General features: G+C 30.7%; 18 protein-coding genes. 16 read left to right on the top strand and 2 right to left on the bottom strand.

The features are described 5' to 3' along the window. Window positions 1–17 precede the first annotated feature (17 nt). The 13 genes from CHB67_RS01415 (at window position 18) to brxL (ending at window position 21,188) form a co-directional block, all read left to right on the top strand. A complete protein-coding gene (locus CHB67_RS01415; protein WP_089379950.1) occupies window positions 18–1,484 on the top strand; it encodes a hypothetical protein in 1,467 nt (488 codons plus the stop codon). A 131-nt stretch (window positions 1,485–1,615) separates the two neighbouring features. Further along, entirely contained in the window at window positions 1,616–1,795 is a 180-nt protein-coding gene (locus CHB67_RS01410; RefSeq protein ID WP_089379949.1) for a helix-turn-helix domain-containing protein, read from the top strand. After that, window positions 1,795–2,391, top strand: coding sequence for a DUF1819 family protein (locus tag CHB67_RS01405; RefSeq protein ID WP_089379948.1), 597 nt, complete (start codon window positions 1,795–1,797; stop codon window positions 2,389–2,391). The genes CHB67_RS01410 and CHB67_RS01405 overlap by 1 nt, the downstream gene beginning before the upstream one ends. A 1-nt stretch (window position 2,392) precedes the next feature. Then, complete coding sequence (locus CHB67_RS01400) at window positions 2,393–2,974, top strand: DUF1788 domain-containing protein (protein WP_089379947.1); 582 nt, start codon at window positions 2,393–2,395, stop codon at window positions 2,972–2,974. 6 nt (window positions 2,975–2,980) lie between these two features. Continuing rightward, the gene (gene brxC, locus CHB67_RS01395) at window positions 2,981–6,487 is read left to right on the top strand and encodes a BREX system P-loop protein BrxC (protein ID WP_089379946.1); all 3,507 of its coding nucleotides are present in this window, start codon (window positions 2,981–2,983) and stop codon (window positions 6,485–6,487) included. Between the two features lie 14 nt (window positions 6,488–6,501). Then, a complete protein-coding gene (locus tag CHB67_RS01390; protein ID WP_089379945.1) occupies window positions 6,502–7,365 on the top strand; it encodes a hypothetical protein in 864 nt (287 codons plus the stop codon). A gap of 7 nt (window positions 7,366–7,372) precedes the next feature. Next, entirely contained in the window at window positions 7,373–10,825 is a 3,453-nt protein-coding gene (gene pglX / locus CHB67_RS01385) for a BREX-1 system adenine-specific DNA-methyltransferase PglX (protein WP_089379944.1), read from the top strand. 8 nt (window positions 10,826–10,833) lie between these two features. Further along, a complete protein-coding gene (locus CHB67_RS01380) occupies window positions 10,834–11,244 on the top strand; it encodes a WYL domain-containing protein (protein ID WP_089379943.1) in 411 nt (136 codons plus the stop codon). 60 nt (window positions 11,245–11,304) lie between these two features. Beyond that, window positions 11,305–13,662 carry an Hsp70 family protein gene (locus tag CHB67_RS01375; RefSeq protein ID WP_089379942.1) on the top strand — a complete coding sequence of 786 codons (2,358 nt, stop codon included), beginning with the start codon at window positions 11,305–11,307 and terminating at the stop codon, window positions 13,660–13,662. 5 nt (window positions 13,663–13,667) lie between these two features. Next, complete coding sequence (locus CHB67_RS01370) at window positions 13,668–14,798, top strand: AAA family ATPase (RefSeq protein ID WP_089379941.1); 1,131 nt, start codon at window positions 13,668–13,670, stop codon at window positions 14,796–14,798. Between the two features lie 15 nt (window positions 14,799–14,813). Then, window positions 14,814–16,592, top strand: a complete 1,779-nt coding sequence (locus tag CHB67_RS01365; protein WP_089379940.1) for a hypothetical protein — start codon at window positions 14,814–14,816, stop codon at window positions 16,590–16,592. A 75-nt stretch (window positions 16,593–16,667) separates the two neighbouring features. Further along, complete coding sequence (pglZ, locus tag CHB67_RS01360) at window positions 16,668–19,169, top strand: BREX-1 system phosphatase PglZ type A (protein ID WP_089379939.1); 2,502 nt, start codon at window positions 16,668–16,670, stop codon at window positions 19,167–19,169. 3 nt (window positions 19,170–19,172) lie between these two features. Continuing rightward, a complete protein-coding gene (gene brxL / locus CHB67_RS01355; protein WP_089379938.1) occupies window positions 19,173–21,188 on the top strand; it encodes a BREX system Lon protease-like protein BrxL in 2,016 nt (671 codons plus the stop codon). Between the two features lie 361 nt (window positions 21,189–21,549). Here the strand turns inward: brxL and CHB67_RS01350 are convergent, their stop codons facing one another. Continuing rightward, window positions 21,550–21,714 (bottom strand): ribbon-helix-helix domain-containing protein, encoded by a 165-nt coding sequence (locus tag CHB67_RS01350; RefSeq protein ID WP_089379937.1) that lies wholly within the window; start codon window positions 21,712–21,714, stop codon window positions 21,550–21,552. A gap of 1,049 nt (window positions 21,715–22,763) precedes the next feature. Then, window positions 22,764–23,042, bottom strand: a complete 279-nt coding sequence (locus CHB67_RS01345) for a helix-turn-helix transcriptional regulator (RefSeq protein WP_089379936.1) — start codon at window positions 23,040–23,042, stop codon at window positions 22,764–22,766. Window positions 23,043–23,175: 133 nt separating this feature from the next. Between CHB67_RS01345 and CHB67_RS01340 the strand changes: the two genes are divergently transcribed. From CHB67_RS01340 to CHB67_RS01330, 3 genes are all read left to right on the top strand, one after another. Then, window positions 23,176–23,466, top strand: a complete 291-nt coding sequence (locus tag CHB67_RS01340) for a hypothetical protein (protein ID WP_089379935.1) — start codon at window positions 23,176–23,178, stop codon at window positions 23,464–23,466. A gap of 133 nt (window positions 23,467–23,599) precedes the next feature. Continuing rightward, window positions 23,600–24,226, top strand: coding sequence for a recombinase family protein (locus CHB67_RS01335; RefSeq protein WP_089379934.1), 627 nt, complete (start codon window positions 23,600–23,602; stop codon window positions 24,224–24,226). Between the two features lie 490 nt (window positions 24,227–24,716). After that, window positions 24,717–25,079: a hypothetical protein gene (locus CHB67_RS01330; RefSeq protein ID WP_089379933.1), complete on the top strand. Its 363-nt coding sequence runs from the start codon at window positions 24,717–24,719 to the stop codon at window positions 25,077–25,079. The last annotated feature ends 299 nt before the right edge of the window (window positions 25,080–25,378 follow it).

Here is a 25,378-nt window from a genome sequence, read left to right as displayed (position 1 = left end):
TATTACTTAAGCTATTTATGGACAAAATCACGCTTTTAATAGTTAAAAACCTTAATTTCAATCAAATAATGTTGAAATTACTTACTCCCAATGAGGCGGACAAAGTGTTTCCCGACCAAGTGATTTACAAAACAATACTTCTGGTAGCCCTCTCAACAGGTCTCCCCCTCAAAGACTTAATCAAATTGAAATGGAATGCTATATTCAAGTATAACAGCAAAGGAGGTGCTGTTTGTGTGGAGAACTTTAATCTCAATAGAAATTATGATTTTCCTATTAATGAGAAAATTAAAAATCAGCTGATTCAGTTTTACACATCCTTAAATCAACCAGACTTTGACAAGCAAATAGCAGAAAGCTTTAAAAGCCCTCAAACTCTTGATAGGTGGCTACTAGGAACCAACATCGCTCTTGGAATTCGTAGAGTAGATAAAATAGATAAAGATGAATGGTCAGAATATAGGAACGAACACTTAACCCAAATAATCTTCGGTAGAAGAGTTGTCGAAACTTGTGGCCATTCAAATAAGACGGGCAAGCTTCTCAAGGGGTTATTTAAAATTGAAACCAATGAACAGCTCTTTGCTTTTTTGGGATATGATTCAAAATCGGAGATTAAATACGACCTATCCAATCTATCAATTATAGAAAATTTGAACCAAAGATATTCCTTTGGTGAGCCTAGAAGTTTTTTGGATGATGACAAGCATTTTTATGCACTTATAAAAGATTCTAAAAAACATTATCCATTTCAGCATTTTCAAGTTTTTTATGATTTTTTACAAAACTTAAGCCTTCACATGTATGACATTAAAAATCAAGGAGTGTTGGTGTTATTAATGCTAAGTTTAACAAATGGAATTCGTCCATCTGCATTACTTAAGCTAAAATGGTCTGACATTTTATGCATCCCAGAAAATAAAGATACTTACGTAATTAAGAACAAGGTCAGTGGATTAGGACATAAAGCACATAAATTTTACAACACATATGATTTTGAAATAAAAAGGGAGTTTAAATATGGAAGAAATCTGATTAAAGTAGATGAAAAAACAGAAACTAAAATAAAACTTTATTGTAGATTAATGCTAGAGGATAAGAAATTGAATAAAAAAAGAAAATTAGAACGATTATTTTTCTCAGCAGAAACTGCAAGTCTTAAAGGGGACTGTTTCGTCACCAATAGATTGAACCCTCTAACACAAAATTCACTACATAGAGAAATACAAAACACACTTCAAGTTACGGGATTCCAACATGCGGAAAAATTCACCACCAAATCCACACAAATAATGTACGGAAGAAGGATTATTGAACTAAAAGGGCTTCATTCACCTACCGTCAAAGCTCTAAAAACTCATTTCAATATTAGAAAAACACAAAACTTGTTTGACTTTCTTTACATAAGTAATCAAAAAGGAAAAAATACACCAGCTATAAAAGAGTTCAGAACCGTATTTGAACATATTTTATATGATATATAGTACAAATTACTAAACAAATCTTTATTCCTCTTTTTAAACCATTATCGCTAAAATATTTAATTATTTAGAACCATTCTAAAAATCCATTTCATTATATTTGATGAAGAGAAACTTTAATTTTTATTAAATAGATGCTGTTAAAAGAATTACTAAAATCTAAAGGGGTAAAACAAAATTGGCTTGCCCAGCGAATTGGGGTTAGTACCGTAACTATGAGCAATTGGGTAAAAGAAAAAAGTACACCTTCCAAACGAAATCTTGAAAAGTTGAGTGAAGTGCTGAATGTTCATCTAAACGATTTAGTAAATTAATGGCAAAAACTAACAAATACAATTTCTCGTTTACAGGATTTTCTTTAAGAACCAACGAAATGGCCAAAGTAGCTAAAGCAATGAATGTAGGGCTTCCAATTGTGATGGTAGATTTTGGTGATGGAAATAGAAACACTGGCCAACGAAGGTTGGTAGAAATCAAAAAAAGATTGAAACAATTCACTGAAAGGGAATTTGAATTATTCCTTTCAGGAGATTTCGGTACGCAAAAACAACTCGCATTTTTATCAGTATGTAAGTCCCATAAATTCATTAGAGATTTTGTGGTGGAAGTTCTACGTGAAAAATTGTTGGTGTTTGATTATCAAATTACCGAAGGAGATTATATTTCATTTTACAGGCGAAAATTAGAACTACATCCAGAAATGGAGAATTTAACAGATAGAACACAGAGTGCAATTCGACAAGTCACCTTTAAAATATTGGAGGAAGCTGGGATTATAGATAACGTAAAAAATAAAATGATTCAACCTCAACTTTTAGATGCCAACGTTGTCAATACAATTGCATCGGACAACAAACAATGGCTAAAAGTCTTTTTTATGAGTGATATGGATATAGAAAATATAAATTAATATGGTAGAAATTGTAAAAAAGTTTGATGATTTATATAAGAAACTATCATCTAATAGATTTTTAAGAAAAGATGGATTGGGTGGTGAAATACCCTTCTTTATATCGCCATATAAAGCCGAACAAGAACTCAAAATAGCTGAGTCGATTCAACTGTTGAAAAAGAAATTAGACACCGCTGGTGTGCCTATTTTAGAAATCAACTTATATGATTTAGTATGTGAAATACTTGAAGAAAAAGGTGGTGTGGAGCGAATGTTTCGAGTAGAAAAGAGAAAATCTAAAGATAAATTTTTAAGAGCGTTGCAGTCCTCTTTAAATATACATCAAGTATTGATGCCTAGAATTGAAAAGAAAATATTGGAAAGTGATGCCAAGATTTATTTCCTAACGGGTGTTGGATTGGTGTATCCATTTATTAGGTCTCACAATGTATTAAACAACCTACAGAATATAGCAAAAGAGGCTCCAACGGTGATGTTTTTCCCTGGGGATTATGATGGGCATTCTTTAAATCTTTTTGGACTGTTGAAAGATGACAATTATTACCGAGCATTTAATATTGATAAAATTGAAGCAAAATAGATTATTATGATAAAGAAGTTTTTTGAAAAAGACATTAATAGACCAATTGAAACAGTAATTAAAGCTGATGACCGTGAGCATATCTCTGATGAGGTAGCTGAATATGTAATCACCAATGAAATTGGAAAAAAAATTAGAGACCTCTTCTCTGAATACAACGATTACGCTGGAGCTAATGGCGTTTGGATTTCAGGTTTTTTCGGAAGTGGTAAATCTCACTTGTTAAAAATTCTATCGTATACACTAGAAAATAAAGAGTTTGATGGTTATAAAAGTGGAGAGTTATTTGCTGAAAAGATTGAAAATGACGAAATGTTAAAAGCCGATGTTCTTAGAGCCTCCAAAATACCTTCAGAATCTGTTTTATTCAACATAGACCAGCAAGCTCAGATTACAAGCAAATCTGATGAGAATGCCATTTTATCTGTATTTTATAAAGTGTTTTTTGACCATTTAGGGTATTATGGTTTTCAACCTCACGTTGCGGAATTTGAAATGTGGCTGGATAAACAAGGTCAGTACGATACGTTCAAAACCAACTTTAATACCAAGCACGGAAAATCTTGGGAAGAAGCTAGAATTGATTATTTCGACCCGATGGTAACTGACGATATTGCTGAAGTATTGGGTAAATTAAATAATACAGATGCATCAAAATATGAAGATATTTTAGATGATTTAGAAGATAAACAAAAACAATCCATTGAAGATTTTGCTGAAAGAGTTCATAACTATCTAAAAACAAAACCATCAAATTTTAGACTAAATTTCTTTGTGGATGAAGTTGGGCAGTACATTAGTGACAACACTAAACTGATGCTAAATTTACAAACTATCGCTGAAACCTTGGCCACAAGAACACACGGAAAATCTTGGATATTGGTTACGTCTCAAGAAGATATGGAGAAGGTTGTTGGAGATATGAACAAGCAACAACAAAATGACTTTTCACGTATTCAGGCTCGTTTTAAAATTAAAGTCCCATTGACTTCTGCAAATGTGGATGAAGTAATAGAAAAGCGTTTATTAAAGAAAAATAGTGATGCTCAAAAACAATTGGTGGCTTCTTATAAAAAAGAAAGTGCACATTTAGAATCATTATTATCATTTTCTGAAGCTGGTGTTCAGTTTAAAGGATATTCAGGCGGTGCTGATTTTGGAAATAAATTTCCATTGGTTCCTTATCAATTTGATTTGTTTCAACAATGTAGAAGAGCATTGTCAACACATAATGCATTCCAAGGAAAACACGCTTCCGTTGGAGAACGTTCTATGTTGGGAGTGTTTCAACAAGTGATTCAAAAAATTGAAGATAGAGATGACAAAGCCTTGGTGAGTTTCGACTTAATGTTTGAAGGTATTCGTAACGAATTACGTGGTGAAATCCAAAGCTCTGTGATTTTAGCAGAACGAAATCTGGATAACAATTTTGCGAAACAGGTATTAAAAGCATTATTCCTAGTTAAATACTTTGGAAACTTTAAAACAACAAAAAGAAATATTTCAGTGTTAATGATTGATGATATAAACATCGATATTAAAAAACACGAAAAAAACATTGATGAGGCACTTAATATCCTTGAAAACCAAAATTACGTTCAACGGAATGGTGATTTGTATGAGTTTTTAACGGATGATGAACGAGATATTGAAGAAGAAATTAAAGAGACTGAGATAGATGACACAGCTGTTACGCAATTATTAAAAGAAATTTTATTTGATGAAATTATACGTGACAACAAAATAAAATACTTGGATAACAAGCAAGATTACGATTTTACGACCAAGATTGATGGTTCTGTATTTGGGAGAGAAAAGGAGTTAGAAATTGAAATCATTACAGAAAATTATAATGATTATGAAAACCTACTTTTCATACAATCCCAAACAATGGGAAGTACCAGTATGAAGATGGTGTTGAGTTCTGATGCTGTATTTATGAAAGATGTTAAAATGTATTTACGGACACATAAATACGTAAAACAAAATCAATCTACATCCAATCCAACAGAACGTAAAAGAATTCTTCAGGACAAAGCACAATTAAATGCGGAAAGACGGAGAAATTTAATGCTAATTGCTAATAATTCGTTGGCAAAGTCTACCGTGTATATGAATGGTTCTAAACACGAACTGGGTCAAACAGCTGATGGTAAAACTCGTGTAGTAAATGCATTTCAAGACTTGATAAAAACAGTGTATTCGAGCCTTAGAATGTTGGGTACAACACAGTATAGTGAAGATACTATAAAAGCTACCATTGTTTCAAGACAAGATGATTTATTTGGAGCGGATGATGCTACCATTTCAGAAGCGGAATCAGAAGTGTTAAATATCATCAATAGACGAAAGAAACAAGCAGATAGAACCTGTTTGAACGACCTTAAAACACACTTCTCACGCAAACCATATGGTTGGTATCCAAATGCCATTTGGACTATTACAGCAAGGTTGTACAAGCGAGGGAAAATTGAAGTAATGCAAGGTTCAAACATATTAGAGGACCAAGATGTATTGAACTCATTATTGAATAGTTCGAAGCACGCAACAACCTTATTAGAGCCACAAGCAAATTTTGATTTAAATGCTGTAAAAAAATTAAAACAAGTCTATAAAGATGCTTTTGACGAATCGTGTCCGTTAAAAGAACCTAAAGATGTGGCTAACGCTTTTAAAAATGAAATAAAGGAAATGGCTGTTGGTGTGAATCAATTGCTGGCTCGTAAAAATGAATATCACTTCCTAAAAACGTTAGAAGATTTCAGCGAAAAATTGGATAAGTTATCTAAAAAAGAATATAGTTATTTTATTACCAACCTTGCTGATTTTGAGGATAACTTATTAGATACCAAAGAGAATTTATTGGACCCAATTAAACGGTTTATGAATGGTGACCAAGTAAAAATTTACGATGAGGTTAAAAAATTAATGAATAGTAACAATGCCAATCTAAATTTTATTGAAGGCGATGAGGTTAAAACCCTAGAAACCATTCTTAAAAGTGAAACTCCATACAAAGGAAATGGCATTCAACTGGCAAAAGCGTCAAAAGATAGCCTGACAAAAAAAGTATTGGAAGCTATCAACTATGAAAAGGAAATATTCAATACGAAGTTGAATGCGATTGAGAAAGCAATTAAAGATTCGGAAGAATACGGCAAAATTGAGGAGGTGCAACAACGGCAAATTCAAAAAACAATACTCGATTTAAAAAAGAAAATAGCTGAAGAACGCTTTATTGGTAATATTAGAGATATTACTCGTACTATGGATGACCACCTGTATAATAGTCAAATGAATTTAATGACGGAATGGTTAACTCCAAAATCAGCTGAAGGTGATGGAAATAAAGAGTATAAAAAAACAACACCAAAATACATCAAAAAGAGTAGCATTCACGTTGAATTTGTAAAGCACGAATTAGCTACTGAAGATGATGTGGAAGCGTATATGGAAGCTTTAAAAGAAGCCTATTTAGAACGCATACACCAAAATCTTAAAATCACATTGTAATTAAAATAATTGTTATGAAATATACAAAGCCAGAAATTATTAGTCTTAAAAATAGTAATGAGTATAACGAAAAATGGTTGCAAGCAAGAATTGAAGAGGACCCTAGTGTAATTGGTTTAGGAGAGCTAGAATTTAGAGATACTGAAAAAATACTATTAGGAGGAGGTCGTTTGGATACAATATTATATGACCCTGAAGATAATAGGAGGTATGAAGTGGAAATTCAACTAGGGAAAACAGATGAAACCCATATTATTAGAACTATAGAGTACTGGGATTTAGAACGAAAAAAAAATCCACAATATGAACACTGTGCAGTCATAATTGCTGAAGATATTACAAGTCGTTTTTTAAATGTAATTTCATTATTCAATGGTTTTATTCCCTTAATTGCAATTCAAGTTAAAGCAATTAAAGTCGAAGATAATATTTCATTATTTTTTACAAAAGTATTAGATGAATTAAAATTTGAATTGCTTGATGAAGATATTGTTTCTGAGCCTTCTGATAGAAATTATTGGGAAAAAAGAGCAACTATTCAATCTTTAAAATTGATGGATAATATTTTTAAGGAACTAGGTGAATTAGTTAGTGAATATAAACCTAAATACAACAAGCATTATATAGGTTTAGAGAAAAATAATATGGCTAATAATTTTATAGAATTTGTACCACGAAAATCTGTTGTTATTATGAATGTTAAACTGGTAAAGTCTGAAGAGCACGATGAGTTATTAGAGCACTCCGACATAGATACGTTACCTTATGATAAAAATTGGAAACAGTATAGAATGAGGTTAAATAAAAAAGATATACCAGCAAATATAGAAGTAATAAAGAAACTAGTAAATGACGCTAAACAAGCCTATAGAAATTAATTGCTATATGAACACCAACACCCTAAAAAAATTCGCTCAAGAAGCTCGTACCAAATTAATATCACAAATTGGTGCTAAGTTAGAATTGGTTTTAAATACTGACTCTTCCCTATTACGTGAAAAAGCATCGCAAGTAAAAAAACTACAAGAAGCTATCAATGCATCCAGTAAAGAACAAGTTATAGACAAAGTTGCTTATACGTGGTTTAACCGTTTAATGGCATTGCGTTTTATGGATGCCAACGATTATCAACCTATTGGCATACGAGTGGTGACTCCTAAATCTGGATATACATTACCTGAAATTTTAGACGAAGCCAAACAAGGAAATATTCCTGATGAGCTACCCGTAAATCAACAACATATTTACGATGTATTGGATGGTAAAATACCAAGTACAAATGCTCAAAACGAAGCCTACAAGGAATTATTAATTGGAGCTTGTAACCACCTCAACATAGTTTTTCCTTTTTTGTTTGAAAAGTTAAGTGATTATAGCGAGTTATTATTACCAGATGATTTAATTTCTGAATTTTCCATTGTACAAGATATTATAGATGGAATGAATGATGAAGATTGCCAAGAAGTAGAAATTATTGGTTGGTTGTATCAGTTTTATATTTCTGAACTAAATGATGAATTAATTAGTTCTAAAAAGAAATATAAAAAGGAAGATTTAGCTCCAGCATCTCAATTGTTTACACCCAAATGGATTGTGGAATATATGGTGGATAATACATTGGGACAACTATGGTCTGAAATTAATCCAACTACAAAAGTTACTGATAACCTAGAATTTTATATAAAACCAGCTTATAAAGAGCAATTACAAGCAAGAGCAACTAAAAGTATAGAGGATATCAAGTTCTTCGAACCTTGTGTAGGTTCTGGTCATATTTTGTCTTACGCTTTTGATGTTTTTTATAAAATGTATGAGGAACAAGGGTATAACCCATCCGAGATTCCAGAACTTATCATCACAAAAAATTTGTATGGAGTAGATATAGACCAACGAGCTGCTCAATTAGCATCATTTGTATTATTAATGAAGGGACAGCAAAAACATAGAAGATTCCTTCGTGCTGTTGAAAAGAAACACATTCAACCTAATATTTCTTTTTACCAAGATTTTGAGTTTGATAATCATTTTAAAAACGCTACTGCCTTAGGTTCTTTAATTACAATTGAACCTGAAGAAGCTAAAGCCTATAAGGTTGATAAAAACTCATTATTTGGAGAGCGACAAGCAGAAGTAAAAAAACTATATGATTTATTAGGGCAACGCTATGATGTTGTTGTTACAAATCCCCCATACATCAGTTCGTCACGTATGGAAGGAAGTTTGAAGCAATATGTTGAAGCTACCTATCCAGAAACAAAATCAGACCTATTTGCCACTTTTATTTTACGTTGCTTAGAACTTTGTAACGAAGATGGTTTAACAGGATATATGACACCATTTGTTTGGATGTTTATATTAAGTTATGATAAACTAAGGGAAATTATAATTAACAAACATTTCATAAATAATCTAATTCAACTTGAATACTCAGGGTTTGATGGTGCAACTGTACCTATTTGCACATTTACTTTAAGGAATAATAGTATTTCAGATGCCAAAGGAAGCTACATTCGTTTAAGTGATTTTAAAGGTTCAAAGGTACAATCACCTAAAACACTTGAAGCTATACAAAATCCAAATTGTGGTTGGTTTTACACTGTCAATCAAACAGATTTTATAAAAATTCCTGGTTATCCAATTGGGTATTGGTTAAATTTAGAAATAGTAAAATTATTTAATGAGTGTGAAACTCTAAAAGAAATTGCTAACCCAAGAAAAGGACTAGTTACCTTAAATGATGTTAGATTCGTAAAGTATTGGTATGAGATGGATTTTTATAACACGAGTTTTGAAGGTGTTTCAAAGTCAGAAGTTCTTTCAAACAACAAAAAATGGAATCTTTTGAATAAAGGAGGAGGACAATGTAAATGGTATGGAATGAATTCGTACATTATTAATTGGTCCAATAATGGTCAAGAGTTAAAAGATTATATTATTGAAAAGTATAATGGTGGCAGTTATACTAAAGAAATTCGTAGTGAAAGTTTATATTTTAAAAAAGGAATAACTTGGGGAGGAGTTACTTCGGGAACACCAACATTTAGATATTTTGATGAAGGAATAATATTTTCATCTTCTGGTCCATCTGCCTTTCCCAATAAAGAGAAAATAAATTACATTCTAGGGTTTTTAAACTCAAAAATTAGTTTAACAATTCTCGAAGTATTTTCGCCTACTTTATCAATCTTAAGTGGAGATATTGCTAAATTACCAATACGTTACAAAAATGAATCATTCGTAAATAATTTAGTAAATAATTTAGTATCAGCATCTAAAATCGCTTGGAATAGTAAAGAGAATTCATCATTATTTACACAAAATGAACTAATTCGAATAATTGGCCAAGATATAGAAGAAACCTATGATTTATATAAACAATACTGGAAAAATAAATTCTTTCAACTCCATAAAAATGAAGAAGAACTCAACAAACAGTTTATAGACATCTATGGCTTACAAGATGAGTTAACGCCAGATGTTCCTTTAAAGGATATTACCATTTTAAAAGAAGAAACCAAGATTGTAAACAACCAGTTGGTATTTCAAGAAAAAGAAATATTTGCACAATTTATGAGCTATGCGGTAGGTTGTATGTTTGGTCGCTATAGTCTAGATAAAGAAGGTTTAATACTCGCAAACCAAGGCGAAACCTTAGAAGATTACCTTGAGAAAGTGGGTATGAGTGAAACTGAAGTATCCTTCCTACCAGATGATGATAACATTATTCCAATACTAGATGATGAATGGTTTGAAGATGATATTGTAAACAGGTTTAATGAGTTTTTAAAAGTTGCTTTTGGCAAACCCAACTTTGAGAAAAACTTAGCATTTGTAGAAGAATGCTTGGGTAAAGATGTCCGTAAATATTTTGTAAAAGATTTTTATCCAGACCATATAAAACGTTATAAGAAAAGACCAATCTATTGGATGTTCTCATCACCAAAAGGTAGTTTTAATGTGCTTATTTATATGCACCGCTACACGCCAGATACGTTAAACCAAATATTAAATGGCTATTTAAAAGAATACCGAGAAAAACTAAATACACATATAGAGCATTTAAACCATTTAATTGAAACTGGTTCTTCAAGTGAGCAAACCAAAGCATCTAAAGAAAAAGATAAACTTAATGTAGTGCTTCGTGAGCTACAAGAATACGAAAGAGATGTATTGTATCCACTAGCAACAGAACGTATACCTATAGACCTTGATGATGGTGTATTGGTAAACTACAACAAGTTTGGAACAGCTATTAAAAAAGTAGCTGGTTTAAATGATACCAAAGCAAAAGCCAAGGTTAAAAAGTTTGATTGGATAGATGTTAAACAAATAAGATAAGCTAGAGTATGGGATTTATAATATTTATCATTACAACTATTTTTATCATTTATCTTATTAGTAATCTTATTAATAATTTTTCTTCAACGAACAAAAATGAGTTTAATTCTAATTATACAGCTCATTCTAGAAGTTCGTATAAAAAAAATACTAGAGTACAATCCAATAGGTCTGCTACAAAACCAACTCAAGGTATAAGAAGTAAAATTAGACAAGCTATTTCAAATAATCATGATATTAAAATAGAATATAGAAAATATGACGGAACATATAGTAGCAGACGTTTAAGTAATGTTAGTTTCAATAATGAGTTTAAATTAGATGGTTATAATAATGACCATATAAAAGGTTTTTGCCATTTAAGAGGCGAAGAAAGAACATTTAGAATAAGTAGAATAAAATCAATTGGATTAATATAAAAATCAATTGAACTGAAAAAAGAAAAAAACAAAAAATTAAGCTAAATTGTAAAAAAAGTTATGGAAGATATAGTTATTTACCCTATAGATGATACATTAGAAAAGCAACAAAACTTATCTAATGAAAAAAAATGTTTTGGAATAGATTTAGGTACAACCACAACTTTAATGTGTTCTATCGATTCTGAATATGTCAACTTAAAAGAAAATATGACTGTTCCAATACAATTTATAAAGGTAAACCAAGAAAGTCCTTTTGAGTTTAATCCGACTATTGAAGATGAAAAGGTAGCTTCAATAGTGGGTATTTACAATGGCAAACCATATGTAGGAACCAACTTGTACCATTTAAAAGGGCACCCTCAATTTGAGTTTAAAAAGAATTTATTCTATCATTGGAAGTTAGAGTTAGGTATAGACCATCACCCAATGTATCCTAATGCAATAAGTGAGAAGTTAAATATGCCTTATAAAATTGCTGGTGGTATTTTAAACTATATAAGAAAATCTCGTTTCAATGATACGCCATTAGCTAATACAATTATAACCGTACCAGCTTCTTTTCAAGCTAATCAACGTAAAGATGTATTAAAGGCTGCTAAAATGGCTAAAATAGAAACTTCAAATAATATGTTAATTGATGAGCCTAATGCTGCTTTTTTAGGCTATTTTAATAGGCTTTCAAATGAAGAAAAAGTAGAATGGGCTAAAAACATTAAGAATAAGAATGTTTTAGTTATTGATTTTGGAGGTGGTACAACTGATTTGTCAATTCTAAATATAGATTTCAAAAAGGATAAAGGTATTACTATAAGTAATAGAGCTATTTCTAGGTATAATGATTTAGGGGGGCAAGATATTGATACTCTTATTGCTGAAGAATTTTTAGTGCCAAAATTTAAAAAAATATATAAACAATTTGATGTTATTGATAGTATTGATGTTAAAGACATTATTCTTCCACAACTAGCATTGATAGGAGAAGGTTTAAAAATTGGAATCTCTAATAAATTAAGCTTAAAAATTGTTGATGAAGATGTTAGCACTATAAATATAGACAATATAAAATACACACATACGGAATGTAAAATTAAGTATAAAAATACAGATTATGATTTAGGAGACATTACTATTAATGCTAATGAGTTTAAAGATTTGTTTACTAAATTATTTAGAGGGAAAAGTTATTCTTTTAATTACATTGATAAGACAATTACAACAATAAGCGCCTCGATTTCTGATATTATTGAAAAGGCAGTTTTAGGGCTAGATGAGATTGATTATGTACTTTATGTTGGAGGAAGTAGTTTTAATCCATTGCTACACTCTTTATGCAATGAAAAATTGTCAAATTCAAAATCATTAACTTCTCACGAACCAGATAAATTAGTTGCTGAAGGAGCTGCTGTGTATTCATACTTTTTAAATGTACATAATGTCTCTCTAATCAGTCCAATTACTAGTGACACCATTGGCGTTGTATTAAAAAACAAACGGTTTTATCCTATTTTAGAACGTGGACAATCATTACCTCAAAAAGTGACGATACCAAATTTTAAGTTACAAAGTAATTTAAATCAAAAAGTTATAGTTCCTGTTTGCATTAATGGTGTTGATTTCCCTGTTGGAGAAATCCGTTCAACACTTGAATCTTTTTATAATATAAATACAGTTGTAAAGATTGAAGCTGAAGTAACAATTGATAAAGTTTTCAAAATGAAAGTTTATGCCGATGACGATTTAATTGGTAATGCCGAATTCGAAAACCCATACGGTATTGGGAAGTTATCTGAAGAAGAATTGGAAATCTTCAACCTTAAAAAAGAAATCAACACATCAAAATTATCCAAAAATTTAAGAAGTGAAAAAGAGTTATTACGAAGCTTAATTTGGAAATTTTCAGAGGTTAAAAATTATAGAGGCGTTGTTGAAACAGCTGAAGAGTACCTTAAAAGATTTGATGACCAAGATGAATCAGTTTGGAATATGCTTTATATTGGTAATAAAAATTTAGGACGTTTAGAAGCTGCTAAAAAAGCAATAAATCGAGGGTTAGAATTAAATCCCAAAGCTAGTTATTTACACTATAATTACTCATTACTTATAGGTAAAAATAATGAAGGAGAAGCATTAAATTATTTGGAAAATTTAGATGATGATGTAAAAAGTGATATTGAAATAACTTGCCGTATAGTTGATTTAAAAAATGAGTTAGGTTATAATGCAGAAAACGATGCGAAATTATTAGTAAATCGATATAAAAATACACCTAGCGATTTTACTGACTTTAGTAAAAAACATCTATTACCCAGCCTTTTTAAAATTATTGGAGAACCATACGCTTATGTTGACCCTAAAATTCAAAAAAAGAATAAAGACCAAAAAAATTATTTAGACACCAATAATTTACCATTTTAAAAATTATGTCAATATTAATACCGTACAACCAGCTATCAAACGAACAAAAAGGAGTTATTAGAAGAATATCCAGAGAAACAGGAAATCTTTTTGTAGAAGGTCCTCCAGGTTCAGGAAAAACTTTAATAAGTCTTTATACTTTACGAGATATGGTAGAATCATCAAATGTCAGACCGCTTTTGATGATGTACAATCATAGCTTATTTGGGTATCTATCATCAGCTTTAAGTGAATTAGGAATTCGAGATAACTTAACTATTGTAACAAAAGATAAGTTTTTTTGGAATTTGGCTAGACAACACGATATTAAGCCTGAAAATTATAATGCTCCCTATGAAGAAAAATATTCTTTTTTATTAAGCGAGTTGAACAAAAAAAGTATAACAAAAGAACATGGTATTACTATTGTTGATGAAGTTCAAGATTTAATTCCTGAAGAATGGGACTTGATAAAGAAAATGTCTAGTAGGGTATTGACTCTCGGAGATTTTGACCAAGGTGTTTATAAAACAAACCTCAACAGAGAAAGTGTTAAAAACTATGGAATATTTGAAGCTCTATCTGTTATTTTTAGGTTTCACAAGAATATTGCTAAACTTGCTAAAGTATTTTCTCGAAAAAATGATGATTTAGTTGGGAAAGTTTCTAAAGATTCCCAAACACAGCCAAAACTTATTGATGTTAATTTAAATAATGAATTAAGTAAAGTAGGTGAGATTTTAAAAGAGATTAAAATCTACAGAAAACGGATAGGTGTTATTTGTCCAGACAACAATAGACTTGAGGAACTTTCTTATTATTTGAACTCGAATAATATTGACCATCAATACTATGCTTCAAATAGAGATTTAAGAACCCATGATTTTACTTCAACAACACCATTACTCGTCTCTAGTTTTAGCTCAAAGGGATTAGAGTTTGAACATGTAATATTATTTGGTTTTGATAATTCAAGTGGTATCGTTTCACGTCTTAGAAGTGAAAATAAGTTAAGAGATGTTATTTATGTTAGCATTACTAGAACAAACTCAAACTTATATATAATTAGGACGAGTGAGACTGTAAAAGAGCTAAAAGATTTAAAAATAGAGAATGAAGTAAAAGCTCCAGAAATATCACTTGATGATATTTTTTAAATTAAATAATTAGTTATGACTGAAATAAAAGTATATATATCGTTAAAAGAAGCAGAAGAGCTAATATTTAATCGCTGTTTAGTACTAAGGGAAAATAGATTGAATATAAAAAGAGCACAAGCATTATTAAGTATCTGTCTATTCGTTGATAAAAATATGTTATCAAATTACAATGGGAATCACTTAATACTTTTCACAGCTGTTAATTGTTTTGACATACCTGAGAATGAAGAAAACCTTTTTATCAATCATTATAAATTGCCTCAAGGTTTAATCAAATTAAGTGAAAGAAAGGTTCGAGACACTTTTAAGAATCAGATGATTTTAGATGAATATGAATATGATTTTAATGATTATGTTAAAATGAGAAATGGCTTGTTGGGTATTTTCTATCATAATTTTAGTAATTCATCAGGAGGTAAATTTAAGCTTAAAACGATAAAGGTTCTTCAAGAGTTCAATTCTCTTTCGGGAATAAGAAGAAAACTAATGCTAGAATTATTAAAGGAGTCAAAGTTCCCAATACTTAATGTTAAAGTTGATAAGTTTGTTACTGATAATTTTTTCAGAGTAACTTGGTGGGGGAAATTTATAGTTGACAATTACATTCCTAGTCTTAATATTAATTGCGATGAGGATGTTATTGCAATTAAAAAATGGTTGAGAGAATTTCTACAATTTGATAGTATTGATATCTTAAATAATAATCTAGCCTCCGTTCCATTGGAATTGGAATTGGAAATTGATTTTTTATTAGGCTATTATTTAGCTTCAATTCATATTGAATCATTTAATGCTGAAAATGATTTTTTTGAAAAATTATACCAACAAATTAATTATGATAATAAAGATGAGCTGTTTTGTTGGGTTGCTTTTTTTATCTCAATTTTCAATCAAAATATATTATCAGTATATTTTATAAAATCACTGAGGAAAGACGTTTTTAATATTGAAAAACTTGCATTTGAACTATCTCAAAATAATTTTGAAATGCCATTTGATAAGAGTTATGATTTTAGTTTAAAAGATGTGGAACAAGTTAAGTTGATTTCGGAATTTTTAGAATTAAAACATGGGAGGTTTAACCAAACACCACAATTAATTAAATCTAAGGATGCTAAAAATGTATTTAAAAACAATTTTTTTGAAGAACAATTTAAGAAAATTGGTCTAGACTTAGATTCTCAATATGATAATAATAATAGAATTCAAAATTCTTGCTGGTTTTCTAAAAAGCAATTCCATTTAAATATTGATGCCAAAATTAAGCCTTCTGATATTATTTTTTATGTAGAAGAAAATTCTATTGCAAAGGATAAGCTTAAGCAATTAAAATTCAAATTAAAACCAATACATAAACTTATAGATGATAGTAAAAAAATATTGATTGGATTCAATAAGATAGAGGAAGTTCCAAATTTATGTAATATTTATTCTTCATTTTTAAAAGATGAAATCAAGAAAAAAATTGAAAAAATTGTTTTTATTCTGTTAGTAGATTTAGAAATTGAAAAAATACAGTCGATGGAATTTGCTAATTATGTTAAAAATCAGAAAATTGATTTAGAGAGACTATTTGATATTGAAGTTAATTTAATAATTAAAAATGAACAAACTGTTAACGATATTGAAATCAAACGAAATTTAAAAAATATTCTTCAAAACTATAGAATAAATCAAATGGAAGTTATTGACGAAAATTTTGACAACCAAAAGGCTGGTTGGTTATTGGAAAGTAACACTGAATATTTAATAGAGAATAAAGATAAAAACTACCATTACCTTTTTGCATAAGAGATAAGGTGATTTTTTTGATGATGAATAAATTATAAAGGTTTCTAAAAAAGGACCATAACTAAAATTACAAGAATGAGTAATATTAATTTAGAGAATTCACTAACAAAAATACTCAATATTTCACGTATTACTTTTTGGTATGATGAAAAGAAAGAATTCACTGAGCAATATGAAGAATTAGATATTAATGGGGTAGATAAAATTCACGTTCATGGCAATGAGTTCGAAGTAAAATATCGCATCACTAAACAAGACCCAAAAAAGAAATTCTTGCTCTACTTTACAGATAAAAAACCTCTAAACCAAGAAAACTGGTTGTTGGATTTGGAATTGGCACACCACGTTTTTCATACAGACCAAGAGGCTATGTTTATGCAAGAAATTGGAATGGGGTATCATTTCAAAGAATTGGTGGCAGAACATATAGAATTCTTTAAATCTAAAGGACGAAGAACCAAATTAAAAGAGTTGTTGGGAGAAGGTGACCAACACGAAGATATTAGAAGTAAAATGTTGGCCGTGCTATTCAACACAGACTATGTGAATTTAAGCACTTTTATCCAAGCGCATAGCTCAGAATTTATTGATGGGAATGATAAGTTTGATAAAAACTTAGACCGTTATAATCTCTCCAACTATTATTGGGGGAGAATTAAACACCAATTTAATTATTTAAATGAAGCTCCATCCATATATGATTTTCTATTAGAGGTATTTAATCACAATTTTATATTGGGTTCTAAAAATACGTTAAACAAAGAGTCTAGAATATTACTATTGCAATGGAAAGACACTATTCAATTTAGAGATAGCTTTGCCCAAATTTCTGAAAAAATAGCAAAAGATTTGGATATTAAATCCAAATTGAATGAAACTACTTTAGATACTATTATTGATGATGATTTATTTGAATTGGTAGATTTAAAAGTAATTCACGAACTAGTTACGCAATTAGCTGAAGGAAGCATTACCACAGAAAAAGTTTTAAAGTATATAAAGAAGAGAGAAAATAAGTTTTGGAACAATAAATTTCAACCGTTCTACAGCTGTATCACTTATGGAGCTCAGTTTGTTGATAAAGCTAAAGAAACCTCATCAACAACCTATAAATCGTTTGATGAAGGTGTAAAAAACTACTCAGAGAATTTGTACGAAGTAGACTTTATTTATAGAAAATTCATTTGGAATTTCAGGCAAACAAAACAAAACAAAATATTAGCACATTTAGTTGAAACAGTAGAAAAAATATACTCCAATGATTGGTTGTTGAACAACAACAATAACTGGCAAAAGGTGATTGAAAATGTTGAGGTTTGGCCATTTAAAAAAGGGAACAGTCAGAGAGCATTCTTTAAAAATCACGTTGTGCCATTCATTGAGAAGAAGCAACGATTGTTTGTAATTATTTCAGATGCATTTAGATATGAATGCGGAGCTGAATTGAGTGAAAGACTTCAAGCGGAAAACAGATATGAATCATCTATCGATTCGATGGTGGCTTCACTTCCTTCTTATACACAACTAGGAATGGCTTCTTTATTGCCTCATAAAGAAATTTCATTTAAAGAAGGTTCAGATTCAGCAGAGGTTGATGGAATGTCTAGTTCTGGCACACAAGGAAGAGCAAAAATATTAGCAACCAATTCAGGAGTGAGAGCAACAGCTATTAAAGCTAAAGACTTTATGAATTTTAATTCTGCTACTGAAGGAAGAGAATTTGTAAAAAAACACGACCTCATCTACATTTATCATAACAGAATTGATAACACGGGGGATACATTAGAAACTGAAGAAAAAACTTTTGATGCTGTTGAGGATGAGATGGATTTCCTGATGGATATGTTAAAGAAAATAGCCAATATGAATGGGAATAATATGATAATTACATCGGACCACGGTTTTATTTATCAGAATAATCCTTTGGATGAAAGTGATTTTATTGAATCCAATTATAATGGTACAATCTGGAAGAAGAATAGAAGATTTGTAATAGGAGAAGATTTAAAAGGAGATAATAGCACAACAGCATTTACAGGAAGCCAATTAGGTTTAAAATCAGATGCCAATATTTTGATTCCTAAGTCTATTAACAGACTTCGAGTTAGTGCCTCTGGCTCCAGATTTGTTCATGGTGGAGCATCATTACAAGAGATTATAATTCCCGTCATAAAAGTCACTAAAAAGCGTCAGGACACAACTTCTCAAGTTGATATTGATATTATTAAATCTACTGATAGAATTACAACGAATATTTTACCAGTATCCTTTATTCAATCTGACTTGGTAACAGAAAAAGTACTTGCAAGGACAATTCGTGCTGGTATTTATGCTGAAGATGGAGAGTTATTAAGTGACCAATTCAAATACAACTTTGATATTGAACAAGGAAGTGAACGCCAAAGGGAAGTGAAACATAGATTCCAATTGATGGGGAAAGCAAGTGGAAAGTATAAGAACCAACGGGTGCAATTCATATTGGAAGAACCAGTTGAAGGAACTACCAAATGGAAGCAATACAAGGAATACTATTATACATTAAACATATCATTTACTAACGATTTTGATGATATTTAAACTATGGAAAAACTAGATATTAAATTAAATGAGCATTTTGGAGGAAAGGTAGTTCGTAAAGATTTAACCAAATTGGTGAAAGGAAATGCCATTGTACCTACTTATGTATTGGAATATTTATTAGGCCAATATTGTGCAACGGATGATGAGGAAACAATTGTTGAAGGTGTTGAAACAGTTAAGAATATTATTGCCAAACATTTTGTTCATAGAGATGAAGCTCAACTCATAAAAGCAACGGTTCGTGATAAGGGTTCACATCGTATTATTGATAAGGTATCCGTAAGCTTAAATGATAAAAAGGACCAATATGAAGCGTCTTTTGCAAACCTAGGCCTCAACAGAATCCCAATTGCGGATTCAGTAATTAAAGAGCATCAAAAATTACTATCTAGCGGAGTATGGTGCATTTTAACGTTAGCTTATTTCCATACTGACGAAAGAGATTCCACGCCTTGGATAATTGAAAATATAAAGCCTATTCAAGTTTCGAATGCTGATGTGGATGAGTATAAAGAAGCACGAAAAGCATTTACAAAGGAAGAATGGATTGATGTGTTACTGCAAACAATTGGTTTAAATCCAGAAGAATTTACTTTTAGGTCTAAGTTGATTCAACTAACGAGATTGGTTCCATTTGTTGAAAATAATTACAATCTTATTGAGCTCGGACCAAAAGGAACTGGGAAGTCACATATATTTTCAGAATTGTCACCTCACGGGATGTTGATTTCGGGTGGTGAAGTTTCTAAAGCAAAACTCTTTGTAAATAACAGCACTGGTGATATCGGTCTTGTTGGTTATTGGGATGTAGTGGCTTATGACGAATTTGCTGGTAAAACCAAAAGAGTTGACAGAGGGTTGGTTGACATTATGAAAAACTATATGGCCAACAAATCATTTTCCAGAGGAACACAAGTTTATGGAGCATCTGCTTCAATGGTTTTTGTTGGAAATACGGACCACACTGTTCCCTATATGATTAAGCATAGTGATTTATTCGATGCGCTACCAAAAGATTACTATGACACCGCTTTTTTAGATAGATTACATGCCTATATACCAGGGTGGGAAGTCCAAAAATTAAGAAATGAAATGTTCACTTCAAACTACGGGTTCATTGTAGATTATTTGGCTGAGATTCTGAAGGATTTAAGAAAAGAAGATAGAACTCATGATTATTCTAAGTTTTTTGAGCTATCAAATTCCATTACCACTAGAGATAAAACATCCATTGCAAAGACCTATGCTGGTTTGGTAAAAGTAATCTATCCTCATAATGAAATAACTGAAAGTGATGCCAAAGAGCTGTTATATTTTGCTATTGAGAATAGAAAAAGAGTAAAGCTACAATTGCAGAAAATGGATGAAACCTTTGAAGAGGTTGACTTCAGTTATACTATTAAAAGCACGGGTGAAATCATTAACGTTGATACCTTAGAAGTCATTCAATATGGTCCGAAAAAAAGCCCAGTTGTTGAAATTAAAGCTGAAGCGCATCAAGAAACTACCTCAACTTTTACTGAAGAGAGCCCAATTGAGCTCCAAGGTGGACAAAAAATTATTAGAGACAACCAAATAGGAATATCTTATGATTTATTATTTGGGGCTTACTTATTAGGAGCTACTGACATAAAAGTTATTGACCCATATGTTAGGTTACCATATCAGTTAAGAAACTTTATGGAGCTTGCTAAGTTGATAGCTGAAAAGAAAGACCCTGAAGTTGAAGTAAAACTTCATTTGGTAACTGCAAACAATGAAGATTATGTTGAAAACGCAAAAGAAGCATTTGAACAAATGTCTTATTCATTAGAATCGTTAGGAATCCTTTTCACATATGAGTTTGATGATTTCATTCATGACCGTTCTATTGTGATGGATAATGGCTGGAAGGTGGTTCTTGGCAGAGGTCTGGATATTTGGCAAAAAACAGGTGGTTGGTATGATATAAACGAATATGTTCAGGAGCAGAGATTGTGTAAGGCTCATGAGATAACGTTTGTGAAGGGATATTAAAAGAGAGTTGTTGTTAATCACATTATTAACATAAGATATGACATTAAGTAAAAAAGAAATATTTGGATTTATTCGTAAAAAGTGGTTTAACTTAAAATCGTATATAAGGACCACTTTTATCAAAAAAGAAATATCTGAATTTTTACACACTTTACGGGATAGTGTCAAACTGATTTGCTACATCCGAAAATTAACCTCTTCATAAGCCCCTTAACGGATGTTATTTCACACATATAATCAGTGTTGAAAGCATCCATATCACACTTAAACCACCTCCATATTGGTCCACATGACCCGTTAGCCGCCCATAAATCACCTCCACAATATCAACCATATCTTGCGCCCAATGATTGAATGGAATTTACCACCTTGATGCGGATTCAATAAGCTCCCTTATTAATTCAGATGAACTCTTATTTTTTCTTTTGGCCAATTCATTTAACTTATCCTTCAATTTTTTGCTGATTCTCATTGTAAATATCTCATTATTGGCTGAATCTCCAGTTTTAGGCATGCGATTTCCCATAGTTCTTGTGTTTATATAATAAATATCAAGTTTTTAAAAAAAAGTGTTGTTAAATGAAGCAAATATGCTGTTATATAACCATTATATTGTACCCAAGGAACCGTGAACAACAACTGTTTCGCAGTCTGTACATCCAATGAAGTGGCGTTATTAGTACCTAATAGTACGATTAAGAGTCCTCCAAGGATATGCATATCGAGGTACGTGTGATATATTTGGGATATCTCAATACCCTAGACCCTCCCTACATAGGAAACCTCAATCTAAAGCACTAATAATCAACCACTTACGTATACCGCCTTATATGCTAATAATCAGGTAGTTACGTATATACGCCCATCCGTATGGTTTTTAAATTTTGGAAATTTTGAAATCGTATTATTTGGAAGTGTATATACAGAAAATTATTTTTCTAAATTTTAAGAGCTTTATTTTAGAGTAATTTATGTTTGTGAAAATAAAATAGATTTTCTACATTAGATATGTAGGTTATTTTTTCCTACAATCTTTTTCATAGCAATTTTTAACCACCTCCTATTGGGGGTGGTTTTTTATTAGTACAGGTCATTTTATTATCTATAATTTTTGTTATTGTGAATTTCAGTCATCATTTCCAAATATTAATGTCAAGATAAGTCAACATTCCTGACATGTTTTTTGATGGGTAATTGGTAAAAACCCATGATGGCAAAGGATTACAAGGATTGGTTGGGTGTCTACCTTAGATGTATATGTTATAATAATCATTACATAGGTCGTAGCCCAGATATCATTGGTTTTCAGCACGCTTAATTTCACAAATTGGTCTTAAAGAGATGAATTTTCAAAATGTATTTACATATTTATATATATGGACATATTGGAAATAGAAAATAGGATTAAACGTTATGAAAGTAGATTATCTGATTCAGATTGCCCAGAAGATATAAATTGGCTTCAATGCCAGCTGGACAATCTTAGATTTAGAATAAAATTGGAAAACCTTAAGCGAAGAGCTTATGAAATGCAAAACAAACCATCCGACCTTGAGCTTCTGAATAAATATCGAGTTATTTTTTACCTTCTAAAATTCTCAACCCTTTTTCAATAAAATCTTTAGCTTCATCCACCTCACTTTGGGTAACGACATTCCCTTTAGTAGGTACAAACATTTCTCTAATATCTACATCGAGAGCTTCAGCAATTTGCAACAATAAATGTATTGTTGGTAAATTCTTTTCAGAATTAATATTACTTATTGTAGTCATAGATACCCCAACCTTGTTTGCCAAATCTTCTCGGCTCATCCCTTTTTGAGACATCAACTCTTTTAATCTTAAAATTTCCATGTAATATATTTTATACAAATATAATAAAATAAAGTAATACTTTATTATTTTAGAGATAAATAAAGTATTGTTTGCTTATTAATGAAATATTTCTTTACTTTGTATAGAATTAATCAAGTAACACTTTATTTATATGGAAATCGCTAAAACAATCATTGCACAAATCAATTACGCTGACAAATGGGCATTAATGGCTTATGGTTCTAGAAACTATGTAGCATTGCCAGAATCCAAAGAGTACCAAGGAGGTTTACAATTTAAAGTAAACGGATTTCATCATAAGGGATTTGTTAGAGTTCAGTTAAAATGGATTGACACTTATACAATCACTTTTTTAAACAAAAAGGGAGATGTGAAAAAAGAAGTTGAAGATGTCTATTGTGATATGCTTGTAAATGTTCTGGATTACATAGAGGGTAAATAGCCCTCTGTTTCAGATTTAGACTATAACCATAAAATGAAGCAACTTAAAATTTGTAAAGTACTATAAACCCATTCAAATGTTTTAAAATAATTATGAGTCTAATTTTAAAACAAAAATCAATAAAATTAAACCTATGTATTACTTCTATTCCAGAATTTCAACAGCTCAACAAAACTCAAGTCGTCAACTAGAAAATTTTAAATCTCATGTTGGCTACGATGTCAAAAAAGTATTCATTGAAAAAATTCAGGGTAACGTACCATTTTTTGAAAGACCCGAAGCAATAAGAATGTTTGACCAAATAACAGACAATTCAGAAAACTGTACCGTTGTAGTTGATTCAATAGACCGTTTAGGGAGAAACCTACTAGACATATTGCACACCATTGAAACTTTTACTAAAAATGGTATAAATCTAAAATCACTAAAAGAAGGTTTTACAACCTTATTAGACAATGGTCAGGAAAATCCAATGGCAAAGCTAGTAATTAGTGTTATGGCTAGTATAGGAGAAATGGAACGTAACAGAATTAAGACCAGAACAGCTGAGGGAATTGCCATCGGTAAAGCCCTAGGGAAATTCACAGGTAGAAAACTAGGAACGACTCAATCAGATGCAAAATTATTGCAACGCCATCAGGCAATTCAAAAAAAGCTACAAAAAGGGTTGACCATCAGGGAAATTAATAATATAACGGGAGCTTCTAGTGCTACAATAATCAAAGTAAAAAAAGTAATGTCTAATCGAAAAATGATATAATAATTATGAATACAAAAACTTATAGTGGTCGTATATGGCTAACCTCTGGTGGCCACCCAGTGGAGGTGTCATGTCAGGCAACTTCATCGCAACAAGCTTCTTCTATTATTAAAGGGATTTATGGTAATAGCTTTAAATCTTGGGCAAGACACATGGCTTCAAATTAAAATTATTTTTTCAGATAAGACTAGTTTTTAGCCAATTCTTATTTGGTTGGAAACATTCTAAATTTTGATAATAATTAAAAAATACTAAAATCATAAAACGAAAAGGCAATTACCCATTTAAAATCATTTGAATTCATTTGAAAAATCTTACTTTTATATTTTCATTTTGAATTTGAAAATTAAAGCTAAGGGTTCAACTATTAAGATTATACTCAGAAATCTTAATTACAATTATTTCGAATAAAGTCATAGACCTCTTATGTCATTCTAATTTTCATTTAAAAAATTAAATATATCTGATTTGAATTTGAAAATTTTATTTTATGATTGATTTTACGATTAAACCAGGTACAAAAGTATTTTGTATGGTAAAATCCCCAGTCCCTATACTCAATTATATTGAATTTACTCAGGGTGAACTTGTTTATTGTGTGGATAATGGAAAAGAGATATATATTAAAGGAGATATAGCTGTTACCACAATTACTGAAGATGAAGTTAAAGTTAATGTACAAAAATATGTCCGTTGGGTTGACATGGAAATATTAGTTTTAACAGATGAAGTTGGTGATATTCAATGGAATTATAGAAATTTAGAAGAATACATTGTTGATACTAAAAATTTAAATTTTAAATGTAACCCTGTACGTGAGGGTACAAAACCCACCAAAAAACAGTTTAAATAAAGAACTTGTTCTTGGTTTTGGTAACTTAATATTTTTTGGAGTGTATTCAATTTCACCAATATAATCTTTATTGAAAACCTTCACAACATAGCTTAAAACACCCTCAAATGAATCTTGTATCCATTAAGACATTCATTAAAACATCACCATCATATCAAATATATATTTAAACCAATATTTATCACCTTAATTATTCTACTATTATATATGCGAATTAAATAGTTTTATCCAACAATGCTATCAAAGATTCATTAGCTAAGTCAATTACTTCATTTCCATAACCTTTCAAATAGATTCCT

The sequence above is a fragment of the Lutibacter agarilyticus genome (genome assembly GCF_900188235.1).
GTDB lineage: Bacteria > Bacteroidota > Bacteroidia > Flavobacteriales > Flavobacteriaceae > Lutibacter > Lutibacter agarilyticus.
Note: the sequence above shows the minus strand (reverse complement) of the source record. Positions and strands in the feature narration are given on the sequence as shown.

Excerpts from the sequence above, each read along its gene's own strand:
- CHB67_RS01380 (WP_089379943.1), top strand. The coding sequence starts at position 10,834 with ATGGGATTTATAATATTTATCATTACAACTATTTTTATCATTTATCTT.
- CHB67_RS01365 (WP_089379940.1), top strand. The coding sequence starts at position 14,814 with ATGACTGAAATAAAAGTATATATATCGTTAAAAGAAGCAGAAGAGCTA.
- CHB67_RS01335 (WP_089379934.1), top strand. The coding sequence starts at position 23,600 with ATGTATTACTTCTATTCCAGAATTTCAACAGCTCAACAAAACTCAAGT.
- pglX (WP_089379944.1), top strand. The coding sequence starts at position 7,373 with ATGAACACCAACACCCTAAAAAAATTCGCTCAAGAAGCTCGTACCAAA.
- brxC (WP_089379946.1), top strand. The coding sequence starts at position 2,981 with ATGATAAAGAAGTTTTTTGAAAAAGACATTAATAGACCAATTGAAACA.
- CHB67_RS01345 (WP_089379936.1), bottom strand. The coding sequence starts at position 23,042 with ATGGAAATTTTAAGATTAAAAGAGTTGATGTCTCAAAAAGGGATGAGC.
- CHB67_RS01405 (WP_089379948.1), top strand. The coding sequence starts at position 1,795 with ATGGCAAAAACTAACAAATACAATTTCTCGTTTACAGGATTTTCTTTA.
- CHB67_RS01400 (WP_089379947.1), top strand. The coding sequence starts at position 2,393 with ATGGTAGAAATTGTAAAAAAGTTTGATGATTTATATAAGAAACTATCA.
- CHB67_RS01410 (WP_089379949.1), top strand. The coding sequence starts at position 1,616 with ATGCTGTTAAAAGAATTACTAAAATCTAAAGGGGTAAAACAAAATTGG.
- CHB67_RS01415 (WP_089379950.1), top strand. The coding sequence starts at position 18 with ATGGACAAAATCACGCTTTTAATAGTTAAAAACCTTAATTTCAATCAA.
- CHB67_RS01375 (WP_089379942.1), top strand. The coding sequence starts at position 11,305 with ATGGAAGATATAGTTATTTACCCTATAGATGATACATTAGAAAAGCAA.
- CHB67_RS01390 (WP_089379945.1), top strand. The coding sequence starts at position 6,502 with ATGAAATATACAAAGCCAGAAATTATTAGTCTTAAAAATAGTAATGAG.
- CHB67_RS01350 (WP_089379937.1), bottom strand. The coding sequence starts at position 21,714 with ATGGGAAATCGCATGCCTAAAACTGGAGATTCAGCCAATAATGAGATA.
- CHB67_RS01370 (WP_089379941.1), top strand. The coding sequence starts at position 13,668 with ATGTCAATATTAATACCGTACAACCAGCTATCAAACGAACAAAAAGGA.
- brxL (WP_089379938.1), top strand. The coding sequence starts at position 19,173 with ATGGAAAAACTAGATATTAAATTAAATGAGCATTTTGGAGGAAAGGTA.
- pglZ (WP_089379939.1), top strand. The coding sequence starts at position 16,668 with ATGAGTAATATTAATTTAGAGAATTCACTAACAAAAATACTCAATATT.
- CHB67_RS01340 (WP_089379935.1), top strand. The coding sequence starts at position 23,176 with ATGGAAATCGCTAAAACAATCATTGCACAAATCAATTACGCTGACAAA.
- CHB67_RS01330 (WP_089379933.1), top strand. The coding sequence starts at position 24,717 with ATGATTGATTTTACGATTAAACCAGGTACAAAAGTATTTTGTATGGTA.